This window comes from Kluyvera sp., from assembly GCF_965301105.1.
This window is the reverse complement of sequence record NZ_CBDKZX010000020.1, coordinates 14,514-32,443: the sequence shown is the minus strand read 5'-3', so window position 1 is coordinate 32,443 and position 17,930 is coordinate 14,514. Positions and strand designations below refer to the sequence as shown.

General features: G+C 52.9%; 20 protein-coding genes and 2 tRNA genes. 11 read left to right on the top strand and 11 right to left on the bottom strand.

What is annotated here, in order from left to right:
• Nucleotides 1–150: 150 nt before the first annotated feature.
• The 5 genes from ACW14G_RS10055 to ACW14G_RS10035 all read right to left on the bottom strand — a co-directional run bounded on the left by ACW14G_RS10055 (nucleotide 151) and on the right by ACW14G_RS10035 (nucleotide 3,347).
• Complete coding sequence (locus ACW14G_RS10055) at nucleotides 151–642, bottom strand: DUF2501 domain-containing protein (RefSeq protein ID WP_163448829.1); 492 nt, start codon at nucleotides 640–642, stop codon at nucleotides 151–153.
• Between the two features lie 69 nt (nucleotides 643–711).
• A complete protein-coding gene (gene dnaC, locus ACW14G_RS10050; protein ID WP_163448828.1) occupies nucleotides 712–1,449 on the bottom strand; it encodes a DNA replication protein DnaC in 738 nt (245 codons plus the stop codon).
• A 2-nt stretch (nucleotides 1,450–1,451) separates the two neighbouring features.
• Nucleotides 1,452–1,991, bottom strand: coding sequence for a primosomal protein DnaT (gene dnaT, locus ACW14G_RS10045; protein ID WP_249022368.1), 540 nt, complete (start codon nucleotides 1,989–1,991; stop codon nucleotides 1,452–1,454).
• Nucleotides 1,992–2,106: 115 nt separating this feature from the next.
• Entirely contained in the window at nucleotides 2,107–2,580 is a 474-nt protein-coding gene (locus ACW14G_RS10040) for a threonine/serine exporter (protein ID WP_163448826.1), read from the bottom strand.
• A complete protein-coding gene (locus tag ACW14G_RS10035; protein WP_163448825.1) occupies nucleotides 2,571–3,347 on the bottom strand; it encodes a threonine/serine exporter family protein in 777 nt (258 codons plus the stop codon). The genes ACW14G_RS10040 and ACW14G_RS10035 overlap by 10 nt, the downstream gene beginning before the upstream one ends.
• A 279-nt stretch (nucleotides 3,348–3,626) precedes the next feature.
• Between ACW14G_RS10035 and pobA the strand changes: the two genes are divergently transcribed.
• The 4 genes from pobA to bglJ all read left to right on the top strand — a co-directional run bounded on the left by pobA (nucleotide 3,627) and on the right by bglJ (nucleotide 7,356).
• Nucleotides 3,627–4,811: a 4-hydroxybenzoate 3-monooxygenase gene (gene pobA, locus ACW14G_RS10030; protein ID WP_223803378.1), complete on the top strand. Its 1,185-nt coding sequence runs from the start codon at nucleotides 3,627–3,629 to the stop codon at nucleotides 4,809–4,811.
• 3 nt (nucleotides 4,812–4,814) lie between these two features.
• Nucleotides 4,815–5,705 carry a helix-turn-helix domain-containing protein gene (locus tag ACW14G_RS10025; RefSeq protein ID WP_249022367.1) on the top strand — a complete coding sequence of 297 codons (891 nt, stop codon included), beginning with the start codon at nucleotides 4,815–4,817 and terminating at the stop codon, nucleotides 5,703–5,705.
• Between the two features lie 281 nt (nucleotides 5,706–5,986).
• Complete coding sequence (locus tag ACW14G_RS10020) at nucleotides 5,987–6,712, top strand: response regulator transcription factor (RefSeq protein WP_163448822.1); 726 nt, start codon at nucleotides 5,987–5,989, stop codon at nucleotides 6,710–6,712.
• Between the two features lie 8 nt (nucleotides 6,713–6,720).
• Nucleotides 6,721–7,356: a DNA-binding transcriptional activator BglJ gene (gene bglJ, locus ACW14G_RS10015; RefSeq protein ID WP_249022366.1), complete on the top strand. Its 636-nt coding sequence runs from the start codon at nucleotides 6,721–6,723 to the stop codon at nucleotides 7,354–7,356.
• On the opposite strand, the gene ACW14G_RS10010 is transcribed toward bglJ, so the two are convergent.
• Nucleotides 7,353–7,823, bottom strand: coding sequence for a YbaK/EbsC family protein (locus ACW14G_RS10010; RefSeq protein WP_249023370.1), 471 nt, complete (start codon nucleotides 7,821–7,823; stop codon nucleotides 7,353–7,355). The genes bglJ and ACW14G_RS10010 overlap by 4 nt on opposite strands.
• 337 nt (nucleotides 7,824–8,160) lie before the next feature.
• On the opposite strand from ACW14G_RS10010, the gene ACW14G_RS10005 reads away from it, so the two are divergent.
• Nucleotides 8,161–9,504, top strand: coding sequence for a PTS sugar transporter subunit IIC (locus ACW14G_RS10005; protein WP_163448819.1), 1,344 nt, complete (start codon nucleotides 8,161–8,163; stop codon nucleotides 9,502–9,504).
• Nucleotides 9,505–9,541: 37 nt separating this feature from the next.
• Here the strand turns inward: ACW14G_RS10005 and fhuF are convergent, their stop codons facing one another.
• Entirely contained in the window at nucleotides 9,542–10,330 is a 789-nt protein-coding gene (gene fhuF, locus ACW14G_RS10000) for a siderophore-iron reductase FhuF (protein ID WP_249022365.1), read from the bottom strand.
• A gap of 102 nt (nucleotides 10,331–10,432) precedes the next feature.
• Nucleotides 10,433–11,497, bottom strand: a complete 1,065-nt coding sequence (locus ACW14G_RS09995; RefSeq protein ID WP_163448817.1) for a GGDEF domain-containing protein — start codon at nucleotides 11,495–11,497, stop codon at nucleotides 10,433–10,435.
• A gap of 228 nt (nucleotides 11,498–11,725) precedes the next feature.
• Here ACW14G_RS09995 and ACW14G_RS09990 point away from each other — a divergent pair, with 228 nt between their 5' ends.
• Nucleotides 11,726–11,965 carry a DUF1435 domain-containing protein gene (locus ACW14G_RS09990; RefSeq protein WP_163448816.1) on the top strand — a complete coding sequence of 80 codons (240 nt, stop codon included), beginning with the start codon at nucleotides 11,726–11,728 and terminating at the stop codon, nucleotides 11,963–11,965.
• A 35-nt stretch (nucleotides 11,966–12,000) separates the two neighbouring features.
• On the opposite strand, the gene ACW14G_RS09985 is transcribed toward ACW14G_RS09990, so the two are convergent.
• From ACW14G_RS09985 to rsmC, 3 genes are all read right to left on the bottom strand, one after another.
• Nucleotides 12,001–12,087: transfer RNA gene (locus ACW14G_RS09985), tRNA-Leu, on the bottom strand.
• Nucleotides 12,088–12,114: 27 nt separating this feature from the next.
• Nucleotides 12,115–12,201: transfer RNA gene (locus ACW14G_RS09980), tRNA-Leu, on the bottom strand.
• Between the two features lie 224 nt (nucleotides 12,202–12,425).
• Nucleotides 12,426–13,457, bottom strand: coding sequence for a 16S rRNA (guanine(1207)-N(2))-methyltransferase RsmC (rsmC, locus tag ACW14G_RS09975; RefSeq protein WP_249022364.1), 1,032 nt, complete (start codon nucleotides 13,455–13,457; stop codon nucleotides 12,426–12,428).
• 227 nt (nucleotides 13,458–13,684) lie between these two features.
• On the opposite strand from rsmC, the gene ACW14G_RS09970 reads away from it, so the two are divergent.
• The 5 genes from ACW14G_RS09970 to osmY all read left to right on the top strand — a co-directional run bounded on the left by ACW14G_RS09970 (nucleotide 13,685) and on the right by osmY (nucleotide 17,883).
• Nucleotides 13,685–14,098 (top strand): DNA polymerase III subunit psi, encoded by a 414-nt coding sequence (locus tag ACW14G_RS09970; protein WP_167576944.1) that lies wholly within the window; start codon nucleotides 13,685–13,687, stop codon nucleotides 14,096–14,098.
• Nucleotides 14,067–14,513 (top strand): ribosomal protein S18-alanine N-acetyltransferase, encoded by a 447-nt coding sequence (gene rimI, locus ACW14G_RS09965; RefSeq protein WP_249022363.1) that lies wholly within the window; start codon nucleotides 14,067–14,069, stop codon nucleotides 14,511–14,513. The genes ACW14G_RS09970 and rimI overlap by 32 nt, the downstream gene beginning before the upstream one ends.
• A gap of 17 nt (nucleotides 14,514–14,530) precedes the next feature.
• Entirely contained in the window at nucleotides 14,531–15,208 is a 678-nt protein-coding gene (yjjG, locus tag ACW14G_RS09960) for a pyrimidine 5'-nucleotidase (RefSeq protein WP_249023369.1), read from the top strand.
• Between the two features lie 92 nt (nucleotides 15,209–15,300).
• Nucleotides 15,301–16,890 (top strand): peptide chain release factor 3, encoded by a 1,590-nt coding sequence (prfC, locus tag ACW14G_RS09955; RefSeq protein ID WP_347289784.1) that lies wholly within the window; start codon nucleotides 15,301–15,303, stop codon nucleotides 16,888–16,890.
• A gap of 399 nt (nucleotides 16,891–17,289) precedes the next feature.
• Nucleotides 17,290–17,883 carry a molecular chaperone OsmY gene (gene osmY / locus ACW14G_RS09950; RefSeq protein WP_411908104.1) on the top strand — a complete coding sequence of 198 codons (594 nt, stop codon included), beginning with the start codon at nucleotides 17,290–17,292 and terminating at the stop codon, nucleotides 17,881–17,883.
• The last annotated feature ends 47 nt before the right edge of the window (nucleotides 17,884–17,930 follow it).

Here is a 17,930-nt window from a genome sequence, read left to right as displayed (position 1 = left end):
CAGAAAGTAACTTCACAATGTAATTGTGCCGTCATCTGTCTGCAATTCTAACGTAGTGAAAGTGTGCTGTTATTCGGAATTGGTTTAGAAATGAGCGTTATTTGAGCGATTTCGGGCGGCGAGTGTGAGTCCCGCCACCCAGATTGACTATCAGGAAATGAAGCTAACACCTTGTTTCAGGACGAAATCACAGGCTTTTGCTTTCACTTTTTTACCCAGTTCGGTATTCCCAAGGCTGTCGAGATCGAGTTTCTGACCGTCTTTGGCGTTCAGCAGCCCCTCAAGGCCTTCCATGTAGCCGGTATCTTTCTTTTGCTCAGTCGCGGTGTTGAGGCCCAGTTTATCCAGTACCTGATTTTTTACGTTATCCACGTTGGCGACGGAAGTCAGTTTTTCTTTCGCGCAGTACCCCATGATGCCGGCGGCATTGTTCATGCTGCTGGCGCTCAGCGACTGACTGCCACCGTTAAGCAGACTGGTCAGCGTTGAGATGGACGTTCCGCCGCTCTGTGACGAGCTGCTGCTGCCGGCGAGGGAGCTGGCTGCGCTACTCAGATCATTCAACGATACGGCGCTCGCAGCGGTAGAAATAAACGCGCTGGCAATGATTACGCGGCAAAGCATCGATTTTACAGATTTCATGGGGTCTACTCGTGTGTGCAATTATAAATGGACGTGATAAGTATACGCCTGTCATTCATCAGATATATCTTAATACTCTTTCCCGGTCACCCGGCTGCGGTAACTTTCCCAATTGAAGATGACCCACAGGCTGTTACCGAGGCGCATGCGGTCCATTACTCGTTCACCCAGCAGCTTGTTCATTTCGTCGAGATTGCTGTTGGTGAGCATGCCGGTCGGGCGCTTGGACGACGAGCGGCGATCGACAATCTGGTTGATGATCACCTTCTCATAGCGCGATTCGGTCTGCATGCCGATCTCATCGATGACCAGCAGGTCAACGTTGCTTAAGTCGCTTAACAGCTGTTCTTCGCTGGTTTCACGGTTGCTGAAGGTCTCTTTCATTGCCGACATAATATCGGCGACGGTAATAATCAGCACTGATTTCCCACGCAGCAGCAGTTCGTTGCAGATGGCGGCGGCAAGATGGTTTTTACCGGTGCCTGGCTTGCCGGAGAAGATAAAGCTCGCGATATTGCCGTCGAATTCGTCAACGTACTGCCGCGCTTTCGCCAGCGCGTTCATCTGGCCTTCGTTTTCCACGCGATAGTTATCGAACGAGCAGTTCTGGTGCAGCGGACGAATGCCGGAGCGGTTAAAGGTACGCTGCATTTTCATCGCGCGGTTTTCACGCGCCAGCGCCGCCGCGCGGATCTCGCCCTGTTCTTTCTGCCAGGCCAGCAGCTCTTCGCCCGTTTTAAAGGCGGGTTCAATATGCGCCGGCATCATCTTTTGCAGGCGTTTCATTAATTCGCCAACGTTTTTCATGCTCAACCTCTGAAACCCGGTGGAATCTGACGGTCAGGTTCGCTGACCGCGTTAACGTCGCGCCGCATCTGGCCACTATTATTCGCCCGGCCCATCTGTACGCTGCGCGCTAATTTTTGCTGCCACTGCACGTGGTGGAAGACTTTGCCTTCCGCCTGCCAGTATGCGACGAAGGAGGCCAGCTCTTCCGGCGTGACCGGCTCGCTTAAGGCGATCCCCCACAGCGCGGAAAGACGCAGAAACTCGGCATCGGGCTGCCATCCTGCGTACATGGCAAATTTTCCCATCGGTACGGAGACCGGTGCCGCCGTGGGTTCTTCAAAGAACTGGGCGTCCAGCGTCACGTCGCTGCCCGGACGGGCAAGCTTTTCTTCCAGCGCCAGCAATTGCGCCAATCGCTCCGGCGTGACGGCATAGAACGCCGGCGCATTATTGGCAAACACGGCGATCGCGCCGCCCTGGGTTTGCGCAAGAATGGCTGCCGGATCGGCCACGAAAGCGTCAATACCAATCACGTTTGGCGTTAAAATACGAGAAGACATAACACACTATCTCAATACTGAAAAATACGGGAAGGGTGCGGGAAATCCGCACGAATACTGCACATAGTAGCACAAGCTGGGGGAAGGGCGGCACTCTCCAGCACCGCCCCCAGGATCACACCCGTGGGCGCTTGCGATACAGCCACAGCCCGGGAATCGACAGGCCGATGGAGAGCGCGCCAACGATGGACGACGCCTTCAGGAAGTTACTTAGCAGGGTGATCATCAGCTCTTCGGAATAGCCAAAATGGCTGATTTTGACCGCCGAGATCATGGCCGTGTAGGCCGAAATTCCGGGGAACATCGGGATGACAGCGGCCACGGTGAATATTTTCGGATGCGCCAGATACCAGCGCGACCACTGGATGCCGATGCTGCCCACCAGCATGGCGGCCAGGAAGGTGGCCCATTCGATATTGAAGCCCGCGGTCATCATGCAAAAACGCGAAGCATGGCCGATGGCCCCCAGCAGCGCGCACCACGGCAGCGCGCGGTGCGGCACGTTAAAGACCATGGCGAAACCAACCGCTGGAATGGCCGACAGCACCATGTCCTGCGCCAGCAGCAGTACAAAATCGATTACACCCATCCGCGCAGCCCCCATAAGGTCATGGCCATCACCACGCCGACACAGGTGGCAAGGGTTAACAGACTGGCAATCGCCCAGCGCGCCAGGCCGGTGTTGATATGCCCTTTGAACATGTCGGCGACGGCATTAATTAGCGGGAAGCCCGGCACCAGCAGCAGGACGCTGGCCGCCATGGCGACGGTCGAAGTCTGATGAAAGGCGGGCAACTGTAGCATCAGACCGGAGACGGTGGTCGCCACGAAGGCGGTCAGCCCAAAGTTAATCTGCGGATGCATGGAACGGTGCGTGAGCAACTGGCGGATGTACATGGCAATAGTACTGGCGCAGAAGGTGACCAGCGCGCCGTCCCAGCCGCCGTTGTTCAGCTTGCAGAAGCAGGCGCACGATAGCCCGACCATCAGCACGACCAGCCAGCGCGGATAGCGAAGCGGTTTTATCTGCGCAAAACGTTTACCGACATCTTTATAGTCCAGCAGCTTGTGCTCGGCCATGATGACGATGTGCTGTACTTCGGTGACCACGTGCATGTTAATGCCGCGATCGCTGTTTTTACGCGTGGACGTCAGGCAGAGACCATCCTTGATGGTGGTTAGCACGATGGCGTTCGATGAGATGGCGCTTTCGACGCTGTCCATCCCCAGCGCCCGGCCCAGCCGCGTTGACAACTCCTCCACCAGGGCGCTCTCCGCCCCGTGCTGCAATAAAAAAAGCCCGCACTGAATACATAGCCGCGTAACGATGCGTTGTTCTGACTGATCGACTTCCATAAGCACCCTGGTACCCAAAACGCCTGTGTAATGACCTACTTGTACCCGAAGAGTTGGTCTGTACTCTCCGTGCCGGATCAAACAATGTGCAAAAATTCAGCGTTCGTCACCAGAGGGCGAAGAGTTGATATCGCCCACACTTTTGCAAAACTGTTCGAAAGTGCAAATTTTGAACGGATTCTGGCCTTCTTTTTCGTTACTGACTTATCAAAAATGCATTCTGAAACTTTATGTATACACAAAACAAACAAATAATTAACCAGAATGTGAGGTCACCCTATGAACACGCAAGTCGCCATTATCGGTGCCGGGCCTTCGGGGCTGCTGTTAGGCCAGCTGCTGCATAACGCCGGGATTAAAACCGTTATCCTTGAGCGCCAGACGCCGGAGTATGTACTGGGGCGCATTCGCGCGGGCATTCTGGAAAACGGTACCGTTGAGTTGCTGCGTGAAGCGGGAGTTTCTCGCCGCATGGACGCCGAAGGGCTGATTCACCACGGCGTGGAGTTTCTGTTTGCCAACCAGCGCATTCCCGTGCCGCTGAGCGAGCTCACGGGGGGGAAAACGGTGATGGTTTACGGCCAGACTGAAGTGACGCGCGATTTAATGGAGGCGCGACAGGCGTGCGGCGCCCAGACCATTTATGGCGTAGAACAGGTCGAGCTGCACGATCTCAAGAGTGATAAACCTTGTGTGACGTTTGTGAAAAATGGCGAAACGTGTCGGCTGGAATGTGATTTTGTCGCGGGTTGCGACGGGTTCCACGGTGTTTCGCGACAGAGCATTCCCCGCGAGATTCTGCGCGAGTACGAAAGTATCTGGCCGTTCGGCTGGCTGGGGCTGCTCGCGGATACGCCGCCGGTAAACCACGAGCTTATTTATGCTCACCATGAACGTGGGTTTGTATTGTGTAGTCAGCGCTCACTAACAAGAAGCCGCTACTATCTCCAGGTCCCGCTCAGCGATAAGGTCGAGCAGTGGTCTGATGAACGCTTCTGGGAAGAATTGAAACGTCGTCTGCCGGATGAATTGAGTCAGAAGTTAGTGACTGGTCACTCACTTGAGAAGAGCATCGCGCCGCTGCGTAGCTATGTGGTGGAGCCAATGCAGTATGGCCGAATGTTCCTTGTCGGTGATGCGGCGCACATTGTCCCACCGACGGGCGCCAAAGGGTTGAACCTGGCGGTGTCGGATGTGAATTATCTGTGGCGTATTTTGCGTCAGTACTACCGCCATGGCCGCGAAGATTTGCTTAGCCACTATTCGCAGCTGGCGCTGAACCGGGTGTGGAAAGGCGAACGCTTTAGCTGGTTTATGACGCATCTGCTACACGATTTCCAGGACAAGAGCGCGTTCGACAGAAAAATGCAGGAGGCGGATCGCCAGTATTATCTGGGATCGCGCGCCGGGCTGACGACCATTGCGGAGAACTATGTTGGGTTGCCTTATGAAACAGTGGAATAGAACATGAAGCGTGCGGGCGTGGCGACACCACAGTCGGATATCGTGCCGGTCTTTAAGCTCTATGGTGAGCAGATAGGCTGGCCCACGCCTGACCTGTTGCACTGTGAGTCGATACTCCAGCGCAGCAGCCTGTATGAGTGGCATATCCGCGTGCATCAGCATGCGGAACTGGTGCAGTTGCTCTATTTGCACAAGGGGCAGGCGGAAATTGAAGTGGAGGGCGAGCGCTACGTGGTCAACGAGTCCAGTATCCAGGTTGTGCCGTCGCTGTGCGTGCACGGTTTTCGCTTTTCACCCGGTACCCAGGGCTACGTGCTGTCGCTAGCGCTTCCATTGCTGAGCAAGCTGGAGGCGCAGTTCGGTGGCCAGCTTGATGTGCTTAGCCAGCCAGGATGTATTCCGGTTAAGCGTTCAAGTCGTCATATTCGGTCGGTGTTTACGACGCTGCTTGAGGAGTATACGCACGAGAACGATGCGCGCGAGATGATGCTCTATTCACTACTGGGCGTGTTACTGGTTTGGCTAAATCGGCAGGGCACGCCGTCAAAGGTGATTGAAGACAAAAGCGAGCGCAAGCGCGGCGTGCTTCGGCAGTTTGCGCGGCTGGTTGAAAGCCATTATCGCGAGCATTTGTCGCTGGCGGAATATGCACAGCGGCTCGGGGTATCGACAACCCATTTAAACTGCCTGTGCCGCGAATTCCATGGGGCCAGCGCGCTGAGCGTACTTCACCAGAGACTGTTGCTGGAGGCCAAAAGAAGCCTACAGTACACCAGTATGACCATCACTCAGGTGTCTGACTATCTTGGGTTTAGTGATGTCACCTATTTTTCCCGTTTTTTCAGAAAACGGGGGGGCATGACGCCCAAAGAATTCAAAATAAAAATGCAATAACGAGGAGAAAATACAGGGCGCGAATTTTAATTTTTTCTTATAACTCAATTAATATTTTCTAAGTTAGTGCTTTCCAGACGACATGTCATACTACCTTCGTCAATCCCACCAGTACATCCATGTGGCAAAATATTTATTGGTCCGGTAACGACAACATAATAATAATTTTATTGCAGTAAAGGGAATAGAAACGGATGGGTTCAGTTTCCTGTTAATACTTTGCATAGTATTAAATAATTTTATATTCAGGAAATGAATCTTCGAATGGATACGGAGGTTTTATGTCGCCAGAATACTGCAAATTCGCGGTGATTATCAGCAAAATACCGGTAATGCAGTCTGGGCTCAGTACGATAATGGAAACACATTTTCCTGATTATGAGCTCAATTTTTGCCAGTCTCTTGAAGAGTTAACGTTACTTCAGTTACGTCGTACTGACGTAGTCATTGTTGATTTTTCGGGGGAGGTCAGACACCCTCGCGCGCTTTGCGAACAATACTACACGCTGTTGTCCCAATATCGTGATATTCACTGGATCTTCATGATTAGTCGGCAATATTACCCGCTCGCCGTTGAGTTTTTAATGCGCCCGGAAAGCACGTTGCTTTCAGATTCAGATCCCATTGAACGTCTTATCAAAGCCGTCCAGCAGGGGGGCGTCAGTACGGAAAAGATCAGTCAGACGCTGCTTTCCATGCAAAACAACGATGATATTGATGGTGAAAATGATCAATTAATTATGCTTACGCTATCAGAACGTAAGGTATTACGTCTGCTGGCTAAAGGCTGGGGAATTAATCAAATCGCCGCTCTATTGAAAAAGAGCAACAAGACGATCAGCGCGCAGAAAAATAGCGCAATGCGTCGGTTGTCATTGCGCAGTAATGCGGAAATGTATGCCTGGATCAATAGCAATCAAGGGATGAAGGAACTCAATCTCTACTCGGCTTATGGGGAACAAGCGGAATGGAAAAGCACAGCAGGAAGCAGTGCGTCGCTATCATAGAACATTGTATGATGGCTGAAATGGGGCTGCGTCATCTGTTGACGCATTCTCATTATCGGAATTTTACTTTTCACTTTTATCGATCTATTCGTGAATTTAAGCTGGCGCTCCGTCAGACCTCTTTTGATGTATTAATCTGCTGCCTGCCCGGTACAAGGGAGCCACGAATTGAGTGTCTGCTTACGATGGAGGAGATTGCGCGTCATGACGCCGGAATAACACGTATCGTTCTGGCGAACGATAGCGTAGAGGCAGAACTTATTAAGCATCTCTCACCAACTTATCTTCACGGAGTACTGAGTAAATCCAGTCCGTTAGCGGAGCTTCAGCAGAGTATGCAGGATCTACTGCGAGAGGCGGCGCTTGGTCATGAATACATTGATGCATCCTTACTGCATCATGAAAGTCGCAGTCTGAGTCCGACCGAAAATATTATTCTGCGTTATATGACTTACGGCTATTCGCTGATGGAAATTGCGCAGCGCCTGGATAGAAACATCAAAACTATCCGTGCGCACAAATTCAATGCGATGACGAAGCTCGGTGTGAATTCAGACGTTGGACTGCTGAGTGCCGCTGACTTATTGGTGTCTCTGCCCGACAGGAATATCGCATACAACCAGAGACCATCCCATTCTGTTTAATGGGATGATGGTAAGCAGACGTCAACCCACGTTGCCGAGGTCAGGCTGGCCATTCTTTGCGGAGAGATGCGTACCGCGCTATGAATGGTGCCCGCCGCCGGGAGAACTTCGTCATAGGCCTGCAGTGAGATATCGCAATAGACGTCCAGCGGGTTTTCCAGACCAAACGGGCATACGCCGCCGACGGGGTGTCCGGTCAGCATGACGACTTCATCACTGCTGAGCATGCGAGCCTTCGCCCCGAACGTTTCTTTCAGCTTTTTATTGTCCAGACGGGCATCGCCTTTGGCGACCACCAGAATGACACGGTCTTTGATCTTTAACGACAGAGTTTTGGCAATCTGTCCAGGCTCAACCTGGTGAGCGGCGGCGGCCAGCGCGACGGTCGCAGTGCTTTGCTCAAGCTCGATAATATTGATGTCGGGCGCGTGCTCGGCAAAGAATTCTCGTACAGACTGTAAGCTCATCATGGTCTCCTGATTTTTCGGCGAGTCACTCTGTCATAAAGCTACCTTGGTTGTAAATATATCGACTAAGTTGTGCAAAAATTGTTTGATTTCTGGATCTCCTTCACATTCGCTGCAACCGGTTACAGTAACCGGTTGCGGTTCGTGTTCAGTCGATTGATACTGCGAGGGTAACTTCCTTTGTATCCATAATAAGAGCCATATATGAACTGTATCCCTATGAACAATATGTCAGGTCGCGTTGCTGCAACCGCAGAGCGTTCACAGTTTGCCCAGTCGTATGTCGGCAAAATCGTTGTTGCTGTGCTTACGTCTAAAGCCTGTCAGGAGGGCTGCTATGTCTGCTAATCACGCTGCATTTAATTTGATATTTCGTTTTGTAGAAAACTACGTTAGTCCAGTTGCTGGGCGTATTTCATCTCAGCGCCACGTCATGGCTATCCGTGACGGCTTTATCTCTGCTATGCCTTTCATGATTGTGGGGTCGTTCTTGCTGGTATTCGCATACCCGCCATTCTCGCCGGATACCACCTGGGGCTTTGCTCGCGCATGGCTGGACCTGGCGAAACAGTTTGAAGGCCGCATTCTGACGCCGTTTGATATGACGATGGGCATTATGTCTATCTATATCTGTGCCGCCATCTCCTACAACTTAGGTAAACACTACGAAAAGACCAATCAGCTCGATCCCTTCATGTGTTCGATGCTGTCAATTATGGCCTTCCTGCTGGTTGCCGCACCGAAAACTAACGGCACTCTGCCGGTAGATAGCCTCGGCGGAACCGGGATCTTCACCGCCATCCTCGTCGCCGTTTATTGCGTAGAGATGATGCGTTTTCTGAAAATCCGCAACATCGGGATCCGTTTACCGGACCAGGTGCCGCCGATGATCAAAAACTCCTTCGACCTGCTGATTCCTGTGCTGGTGGTGGTGCTGACGCTTTATCCACTGAGCCTGTTTATTCAGAGCCAGTTCGATATGCTGATCCCTCAGGCCATCATGTCGGTGTTCAAACCGTTAGTGTCCGCGGCTGACTCCTTACCGGCTATTCTGCTGGCGGTACTGATTGGTCACCTGCTGTGGTTCGCAGGGATTCACGGGGCGGCGATTGTATCCGGCATGCTGCAGATGTTCTGGCTGACCAACCTCGGTTTGAACCAGACCGCGCTGGCGCAAGGGGCACCTCTGCCGCACATCTTTATGGAAGCGTTCTGGACCTTCTTCATCGTGGTCGGCGGTTCAGGTGCCACCATGGGTCTGGTATTCTGCTATCTGCGTAGCCGCTCGGCACACCTGCGCTCGATTGGCCGTCTGAGCGTGGTGCCAAGCCTGTTCAACATCAACGAGCCGGTGATTTTCGGTACGCCTATCGTAATGAACCCGGTGTTCTTTATTCCGTTCCTGCTAGCGCCGATGGTTAACGCTATTCTGGCTTGGGCCGCAATGAAGCTGGATCTGATTGGCCGAGTGATCTCTGTTGTTCCGTGGACTGCGCCGGCACCTATCGGTGGCGCGTGGGCATTAGGTTGGGATTTCCGTGCGGCGATTCTGGTCGTGTTGCTGGCCTGTGTTTCGGCAATTATCTACTACCCGTTCTTCAAGGTGTATGAGAAACAGTTGCTGGCACAGGAAGAGGAAGAAGCACAGCGTTCGGCTGAAGAGAGCCAGCAGGTTGCTTAATGATTAGAAAATCGACGGGGCGTTATCGCCCCGTTGGTTATTTTAGCGTGCAGTCGCCGCATTGCTGGACGTCTGGCAGGCGATAGCGCTGACAGCAGGTACGCCGCGCCAAACGACCTTCTCTTACCACAACGGTACGCCAGAGCGGATTATCCTGACCATTCGCCAGCGTTTTGCTAAAGAAGTATCGCTGACGCAGTTGGTTCACCTGTTCTTCACCCAGTAAAGCCATCATGTCCCCGAGATACCAGTTAATTAAATAACCGGTATTACTCCAGATAAGCTTTCCATTAATGTCGCCAGTCGCTTCCAGCGCTTCAATAACCGGCGTGATTCCCTGAATCACCAGATGATCCATACGCTCGACGAGCGGCTTTTGGCTGGCGCGCAGATCGTGGCGTACGTCGACCCAGAAGCAGGCTGCACGGCCGGTTTCGTGAAATTCGACGTGGATATGTTCTGGCGAGACGGCGATAGCCGATTCTTCGGTCAGTAACGCCAGCATCAGCGGTGGTACCATCAGGCCGAGATACCACTGCGCCCAGAGTGAAATCAACGGCTTGTTTTCACGCGGCTGCGTTGGCTGGTTGCGGTAGATATGATCAGAGTAAATAGCCAGCAGAGAACGCAGTTCCGTTGGTTTTGCCCACTCGGCTAGCGTTCTGGCGTTGCCTGGCGGCGTCTCGTCCAGGCGAAACATCTCCAGCATATGCGGACGATGCTCGGCGATTTTCGCGCGTACCGAGTCAGCGAACGCGTGTTCCCACGAAGGAAGCGGCGCGCGCCAGATGAGATCATCAGCAATCGGAGCGGAACGATAGGCCATAGGATTAGCTAGATACAAAACTAAATGATAATGATTAGCAATCCTAGCTATAGATAAAAACAAGCGCAAGCGGTTTATCGCTCGCGCTTGTTTTTTGTGAACTCAGATGGCGGGAAGCCGTTCGCTGGTCAGGGCGTTGTTACGCCCCTGGTGTTTGGCTTCGTACAGCGCCTTATCCGCCATCTGGATTGCCGCGTCGATATCGTTATCCTCTAACGGGGCAATGCCGATACTGACGGTGACATGGGTGGCGACGCTGGCATTAAACATATGTGGGATCTTCAGATCGTAGACCTGCTGACGAATGCGCTCTGCCGTCAGGATGGCATTATTCAGATCACACTGCGGCAGCAGGACCAAAAACTCTTCGCCACCGTAGCGGGTCACAATGTCGCGAGAGCGCACCGCATTGCGAATCGCGGCAGAAACACGCATCAGCGCCTGATCGCCCATCATATGACCGTAGTGGTCGTTGTAGGCCTTAAAATGGTCGATATCCAGCAGCAGCACCGAGTGTTGCGCCGGGCCAAGCGCTTTCAGGGAATCCAGGCGGAACTGGAAGCCGCGACGATTATACAAGCCGGTAAGTGGGTCGAGCATGCTCAGGCCGTTCAGCGTTTCGCGTTCCTCCAGCAGTTTGTACATCAACCCCTGGGCAAAGCTGTCGTTACGCCGCTGGATGATGTGCTGAATGGTAATGCCGATTAATGGTAGCGCGAAGCAGTAGACCATTCGCCACCACTCTTCCGAATTGCTGCTGAACAGGCAGACAATAAAAGTCGGTAATGAATGCAGCACAAAGGCAACGATATTATTTGAAAAGGCAATAGTTCCAACAAATAACACGCTAAATAGCGCAACCATTTGAAAGTTATCATTTACCGTGGGGAGTACAAAAGTTTTACTTAAAATATGCCAGCCCCACAGGCAGCCAAATATTGCCGAAACTATCGGCAGGTTGAGTTTTACTCTCGCGTATCGCCAGTTCCACAGCAGCATAGCGCCGCTGCCCACCGCGATGAGCATTGCCGGTAAGGGAAATATATGTACATCATATATCGGACTGAACACCGACAGCGCCGATGAGACCAAATTGAGAAACAAAAACAGCCGGAACGTTAGCTGATATTTTTGCGCACGCAGGGTGCGCCATGATTGTACAGTCATTGTTTGAAGTTGTAGTCAGCCTTAAATAAATAAGTAACTGCATCAAAAGCAACAATAATGCAGGAAGAGTTGTGCGTTTGCTTTATATTTGACATGTTGGTTTTTTAGACAACTTAACACCATATAATATTCATGTCATTAATGAATATGAAACCTTAGCGCAATAGCAGACAAATGACAAAAAAGACTATATGATATTGGTAATCATTATCATTTGAAGGTCTGGTCATGTTGCAAAAAACGTTAGGCAGCGGTTGGGGCGTAGTGCTTCCGGGAGTGATTATGGCGCTACTCAGCACCATGGAGCTTTCTGCCGATGTCTGGCGCGGAGTGATTGTCTGCGGGCTGCTGCTAAGCAGTGCGATGATCTGGCATCGTCAGCTAAGGCATTTTGTACTGTTGCCGTCTTGTATTGCGTTAATTGGCGGTATTGTACTGATTATAATGAATTTAAAATCGATGGGATGAAGCGAGAAAGGAAATCAGGAAGAGAACGAGGAAACTGGTGCGAGGGGGGGGACTTGAACCCCCACGTCCGTAAGGACACTAACACCTGAAGCTAGCGCGTCTACCAATTCCGCCACCTTCGCACAGTGCGAGCGATATAACGTGGATTATGGTGCGAGGGGGGGGACTTGAACCCCCACGTCCGTAAGGACACTAACACCTGAAGCTAGCGCGTCTACCAATTCCGCCACCTTCGCATACCATCGATTCTTTATGAAAGAATCGTTACCACGGAGGCGAATTCTAGAGATTTTACGCTGTGCGTCAATAGTTAATTATCGAAGACTGCGCGATTGCCGAAAAAAAAGGCGTTTATGCGGATTTTACCGTTTGTTGTAGGCCGGATAAGCGTTAGCGCCATCCGGCCTTGTTCGATGCAGCGCCGGATAGCGGCGTAAATGCCTTATCCGGCCTGCATTGATTAGGCTTTTTTCGCCTGACGGGTCATAACGGTGCGGTACACCTTGAAACGGCCAGTCTGGGCAATGACTTCATGGAAGCCAAAGGTCTCATCCAGCACTGCCGGATACGGCAGGAAGGCGTTGGCCACGATGCGTAGCTCGCCGCCGCTGTTCAGATGACGCACGGCGCCACGAATCAGCGTTTGCGCGGCGTCCAGGCTGGTCTGCATGCCATCGTGGAACGGCGGGTTGGAGATGATCATATCGAAACGACCGTTCACCTCAGAGAAGACGTTGCTCGCCAGCACGTCGCCTTCAATGCCATTTGCCGCCAGGGTTGCGCGGCTGGCTTCGACCGCCGGAGCGCTCACATCGCACAGGGTCAAACGAACCTTCGGCGAGTGGCTGGCCAGCGTCGCCGCCAGCACGCCCGCGCCGCAGCCGACGTCCAGCACTTTACCTTTGGTGTGTGGTGTCAGGGTGGAGAGCAGCAGCTGGCTGCCGACATCCAGCCCGTCACGGCTGAAGACGCCCGGTAGGGTCTTAATGGTCAGCTTATCAAGCTGATATTCGCCCCAGAATGTTTCCGCATCGAACGAAGGCTGTTTTTCCAGACGACCGTGATACAGGCCGCAGCGGCGAGCGCTGTCGACTTTATTCAGCGGCGCGAACTCTGCCAGCATCTGTTCGGCGCTGCGCACGCCGCTGCGGTTTTCGCCAATGACGAAAATATCGGTACCCACCGGCAGCAGAGACAGAATGTTCATCAGCTGGAACTGGGCTTCCGGTTTGTTCTTTGGCCAGTAGTAGATAAAGGTGTCGCTGTCGGCGACGTCTTCCGCCTGCGCCACAAGGCCGAAGCGGACGTTGTCGCCCATCTGGCGGCTCAGCACCTGCCAGTGGTGAAACTGCTGGGTATGTGCGCGGCTTGCGGCGGTCTCAAGACGTGCGGGCAGGTCATCCTGCAGATCGCCGGCAAAGAAAATACGGCTCTGTTCGAAATCGTCACTGTGGCGCAGCAAGACTTCACTTGCCGGGGTAAAAGCAGACATGAATGGTTCCTCATTAAACTCAGGCCGCGATTATACACGTCATCCTTCAAGTTGCCTCTATGTTGGCTGCACTCATTCACCCCAGTCACGTACTTTTGTACGCTCCTGGGGATTCATTCGCTTGCCGCCTCGATGCAACTCGAATGATTTTGTGTATATAGAGTGTAATTGGCGCAGTTTCGATGAATTTGCTATATTTGCGCCCTTGATAGACAGGAGCGTTGCACATGACATCCCGGCGGGACTGGCAATTACAACAGTTGGGTATTACTCAGTGGTCACTACGTCGCCCTGGGGCGCTGCAGGGTGAAATTGCGATTACGCTTCCACAGCACGTTCGCTTAGTCATTGTCGGCGAGGATCTGCCCGCGCTGACGGAACCGCTGATGGGCGATATTCTGCGCGCTCTGCGTCTGACGCCGGACCAGGTTTTACCGCTGACGCCCGATCGCGTCGCGATGCTGCCGCAGGAGAGCCGCTGCCACTGCTGGCGGCTGGGTAATGATGAGCCCGTCACGCTGGAAGGGGCGGTGATTTCGACGCCGCCGTTTAATGAACTGCAAGCCAGCGCGCCCGCGCGCGCCGCGCTTTGGCAACAAATTTGCGCCCATGAACACGATTTCTACCCTCAGCACGACTGATTTACCCCGCGCCTTCGCGATTGAAACGCGCGCTCATGCGTTTCCCTGGAGTGAAACAACCTTCGCCAGTAATCAGGGAGAGCGCTATCTGAACCTGCAGCTGTCGGTCGACGGTGAAATGGCCGCCTTTGCGATCACGCAGGTGGTGCTGGATGAAGCGACGCTGTTCAATATTGCCGTCGACCCGGCATATCAGCGCCGTGGGCTAGGGCGCGAGTTGCTTGAACATCTCATTGATGCGTTAGAAGCCCAGGGCGTGGTCACGCTATGGCTGGAAGTCCGCGCGTCAAATCATGCCGCTATTGCCCTGTATGAAAGTTTAGGCTTTAACGAGGCGACGATCCGTCGCAACTATTATCCCACGGCAGAAGGCCGCGAGGATGCCATTATTATGGCGATGCCCATCAGTATGTAAGACAAGGTGAAAAGATGATGAAGTGGGACTGGATTTTCTTCGATGCCGACGAGACGCTGTTTACGTTTGACTCGTTTAGCGGCTTACAGCGGATGTTTCTCGACTATAGCGTGACCTTTACCGCGGAAGATTTCCAGGACTATCAGGCGGTGAATAAGCCGCTGTGGGTCGATTACCAGAACGGCACGATCACTTCTCTCCAGCTTCAACATCAGCGCTTTACCGGCTGGGCGGAACGTCTGAACGTTCACCCGGGCGATCTGAACGATGCTTTTATGAACGCGATGGCCGAGATTTGTGCGCCCTTGCCGGGGGCGAAATCACTGCTGAATGCCCTGAAAGGCAAAGTGAAAATGGGGATTATCACAAACGGTTTTACCTCATTACAGCAAACGCGTCTTGAGCGTACTGGCTTTAGCAATCACTTTGATTTGCTGATCATTTCTGAAGAAGTCGGCGTTGCCAAACCGGATCGCCAGATCTTTGATTACGCCCTTGAACAAGCCGGTCATCCGGACCCTTCCCGCGTGCTGATGGTCGGCGATACCGCCGAGTCTGATATCCGCGGTGGAATGAACGCCGGCTGGGCAACCTGCTGGCTGAATGCGCACCAGCGCGCGCTGCCGGAAGGCATCACGCCTGACTGGACGGTAACCTCATTGCCTGAACTGGAGCGACTCCTGTGTAAACAGTGATTGCCAGCCCCCCTTTGATGGGTAAAATAGCCGCAATTTTTTCGTATTCAACATGCGCGGCGCGTTGCCGCGTTTACTAAGAAGATTGAATTATGACGTTGTCTCCTTATTTGCAAGAGGTGGCCAAGCGCCGCACTTTTGCCATTATTTCTCACCCGGATGCCGGTAAAACGACGATTACTGAAAAGGTGCTGTTATTCGGACAGGCCATTCAGACCGCCGGTACGGTAAAAGGCCGTGGTTCCAGCCAGCATGCGAAATCCGACTGGATGGAGATGGAAAAGCAGCGTGGTATCTCGATTACCACGTCCGTAATGCAGTTCCCATACCGTGACAGCCTGGTGAACCTGCTGGACACCCCGGGGCACGAAGACTTCTCCGAGGATACCTATCGTACGCTGACAGCGGTCGACTGTTGTCTGATGGTTATCGACGCCGCGAAAGGCGTAGAGGATCGTACCCGCAAGCTGATGGAAGTCACCCGTCTGCGTGATACGCCGATCCTGACCTTCATGAACAAACTCGACCGTGATATCCGCGATCCGATGGAAGTGCTGGATGAAGTTGAGCGCGAGCTGAAAATCGGCTGTGCGCCGATTACCTGGCCGATTGGCTGCGGCAAGCTGTTCAAAGGCGTTTACCACCTCTATAAAGATGAAACCTATCTGTATCAGACGGGTAAAGGCCACACCATTCAGGAAGTGCGTATCGTTAAAGGGCTGAACAGTCCTGAGCTGGACGCGGCGGTAGGTGAAGAGCTGGCCCAGCAGTTGCGTGACGAGCTGGAACTGGTGCAGGGTGCGTCCAACGAGTTCGATAAAGAGCTGTTCCTGGCAGGGGAAATTACTCCGGTCTTCTTCGGTACCGCGCTGGGCAACTTCGGCGTTGACCATATGCTCGACGGTCTGGTGGAGTGGGCGCCAGCGCCGATGCCGCGTAAAACCGATACCCGCCTGGTGGAAGCGCAGGATGAGAAGTTCTCCGGCTTCGTGTTTAAAATTCAGGCCAACATGGACCCGAAACACCGCGACCGCGTGGCGTTTATGCGCGTGGTATCCGGTAAATATGAAAAAGGCATGAAGCTGCGCCAGGTGCGTACTGCGAAAGATGTGGTTATCTCCGACGCGCTGACCTTTATGGCGGGCGACCGTTCGCACGTTGAAGAAGCCTATCCGGGCGACATCATCGGGCTGCACAACCACGGTACCATCCAGATCGGCGACACCTTTACTCAGGGCGAGATGATGAAGTTCACCGGTATCCCGAACTTCGCGCCGGAACTGTTCCGTCGTATCCGTTTGAAGGATCCGTTGAAGCAGAAACAGCTGCTGAAAGGGCTGGTACAGCTGTCGGAAGAGGGCGCGGTGCAGGTGTTCCGTCCGATTGCCAACAACGATCTGATCGTGGGCGCCGTGGGTGTACTGCAGTTCGACGTGGTCGTTGCGCGTCTGAAAAGCGAATACAACGTTGAAGCGATTTACGAATCGGTGAACGTCGCCACCGCCCGTTGGGTAGAGGGTAAAGACGCGAAGAAATTCGAAGAGTTCAAGCGTAAAAACGAAGTTCAGCTGGCGCTGGACGGTGGCGATAATCTGACCTACATCGCCCCGACCATGGTAAACCTGAACCTGACTCAGGAACGTTATCCTGACGTTGAGTTCCGCAAAACTCGCGAGCACTAAAACCCCCTTCAGGGTGCGGCAGCCGCTGCACCCTGACACTTTTCCTTCCTTTTTAGCCTGTTACGGAAAGTTCTTAATTCCGCTCCTTTTTCCATTAACTGTCTGTTTTTTGCCCAACGAAGCGGGCGCTTTCAAAATTGTGATCTATATTTAACAAAGCGATGACATCTGTGTCGGCTTTAAATTCTGTTAGTCACGCCATGTAAAGTGCTTAAAGCTGACACTTATTTTCATCGCAATATTAATAACTGGATAAGGGCGCGTTTTCGCGGTGATTTGTGACCCGAAGAATTGGGACTGTCGTGAAATACGTGGTCAGGGGCTTCGTCCCCTATTCAGCAATGCAACCTGCGTGTTGCACATGCTCAAATTGCGGGCAAAACATACAGGAATATTTTGATGATGAAAAAACTGACGATGTCTAAAACGCTGCTTGCCGTAATGCTGACTTCTGCTGTGGCTACCGGTTCCGTCTACGCAGAAACGACAACGATGGACAAGGCTCAGGCCAGTGCTGAAAGTGCAGGGAATAAAGTGGGTAACTTTATGGATGACAGCACAATCACGGCAAAAGTTAAAGCCGCCCTGCTGGACAACGAGAGTATTAAGAGCACGGATATCTCTGTGAAAACAGACAAAAAAGTCGTGACCCTGAGCGGCTTTGTACAAAGTCAGGCGCAGGCGGAAGCGGCTGTCGCAGCGGCGAAAACCGTTGAGGGCGTTGCTTCTGTGAGTGACAAACTCCACGTCCGCGACAGTAAAGAAAGCTCGATAAAAGGCTATGCCGGTGATACGGCAACGACCAGCGAAGTGAAAGCCAAGCTGCTGGCTGACGACATCGTACCCTCACGTAACGTGAAAGTTGAGACGACAGACGGCGTTGTGCAACTGTCGGGTACCGTGGAATCCCAGGCGCAAAGCGAGCGTGCGGAAAGTGTCGCTAAAGCCGTCGAAGGTGTGAAAAGCGTCAAAAATGATCTGAAAGTGCAGTAATAAGTGGTCATCTTGTCTCCTGAAATTTGGCAGGAGACAAGATGTGC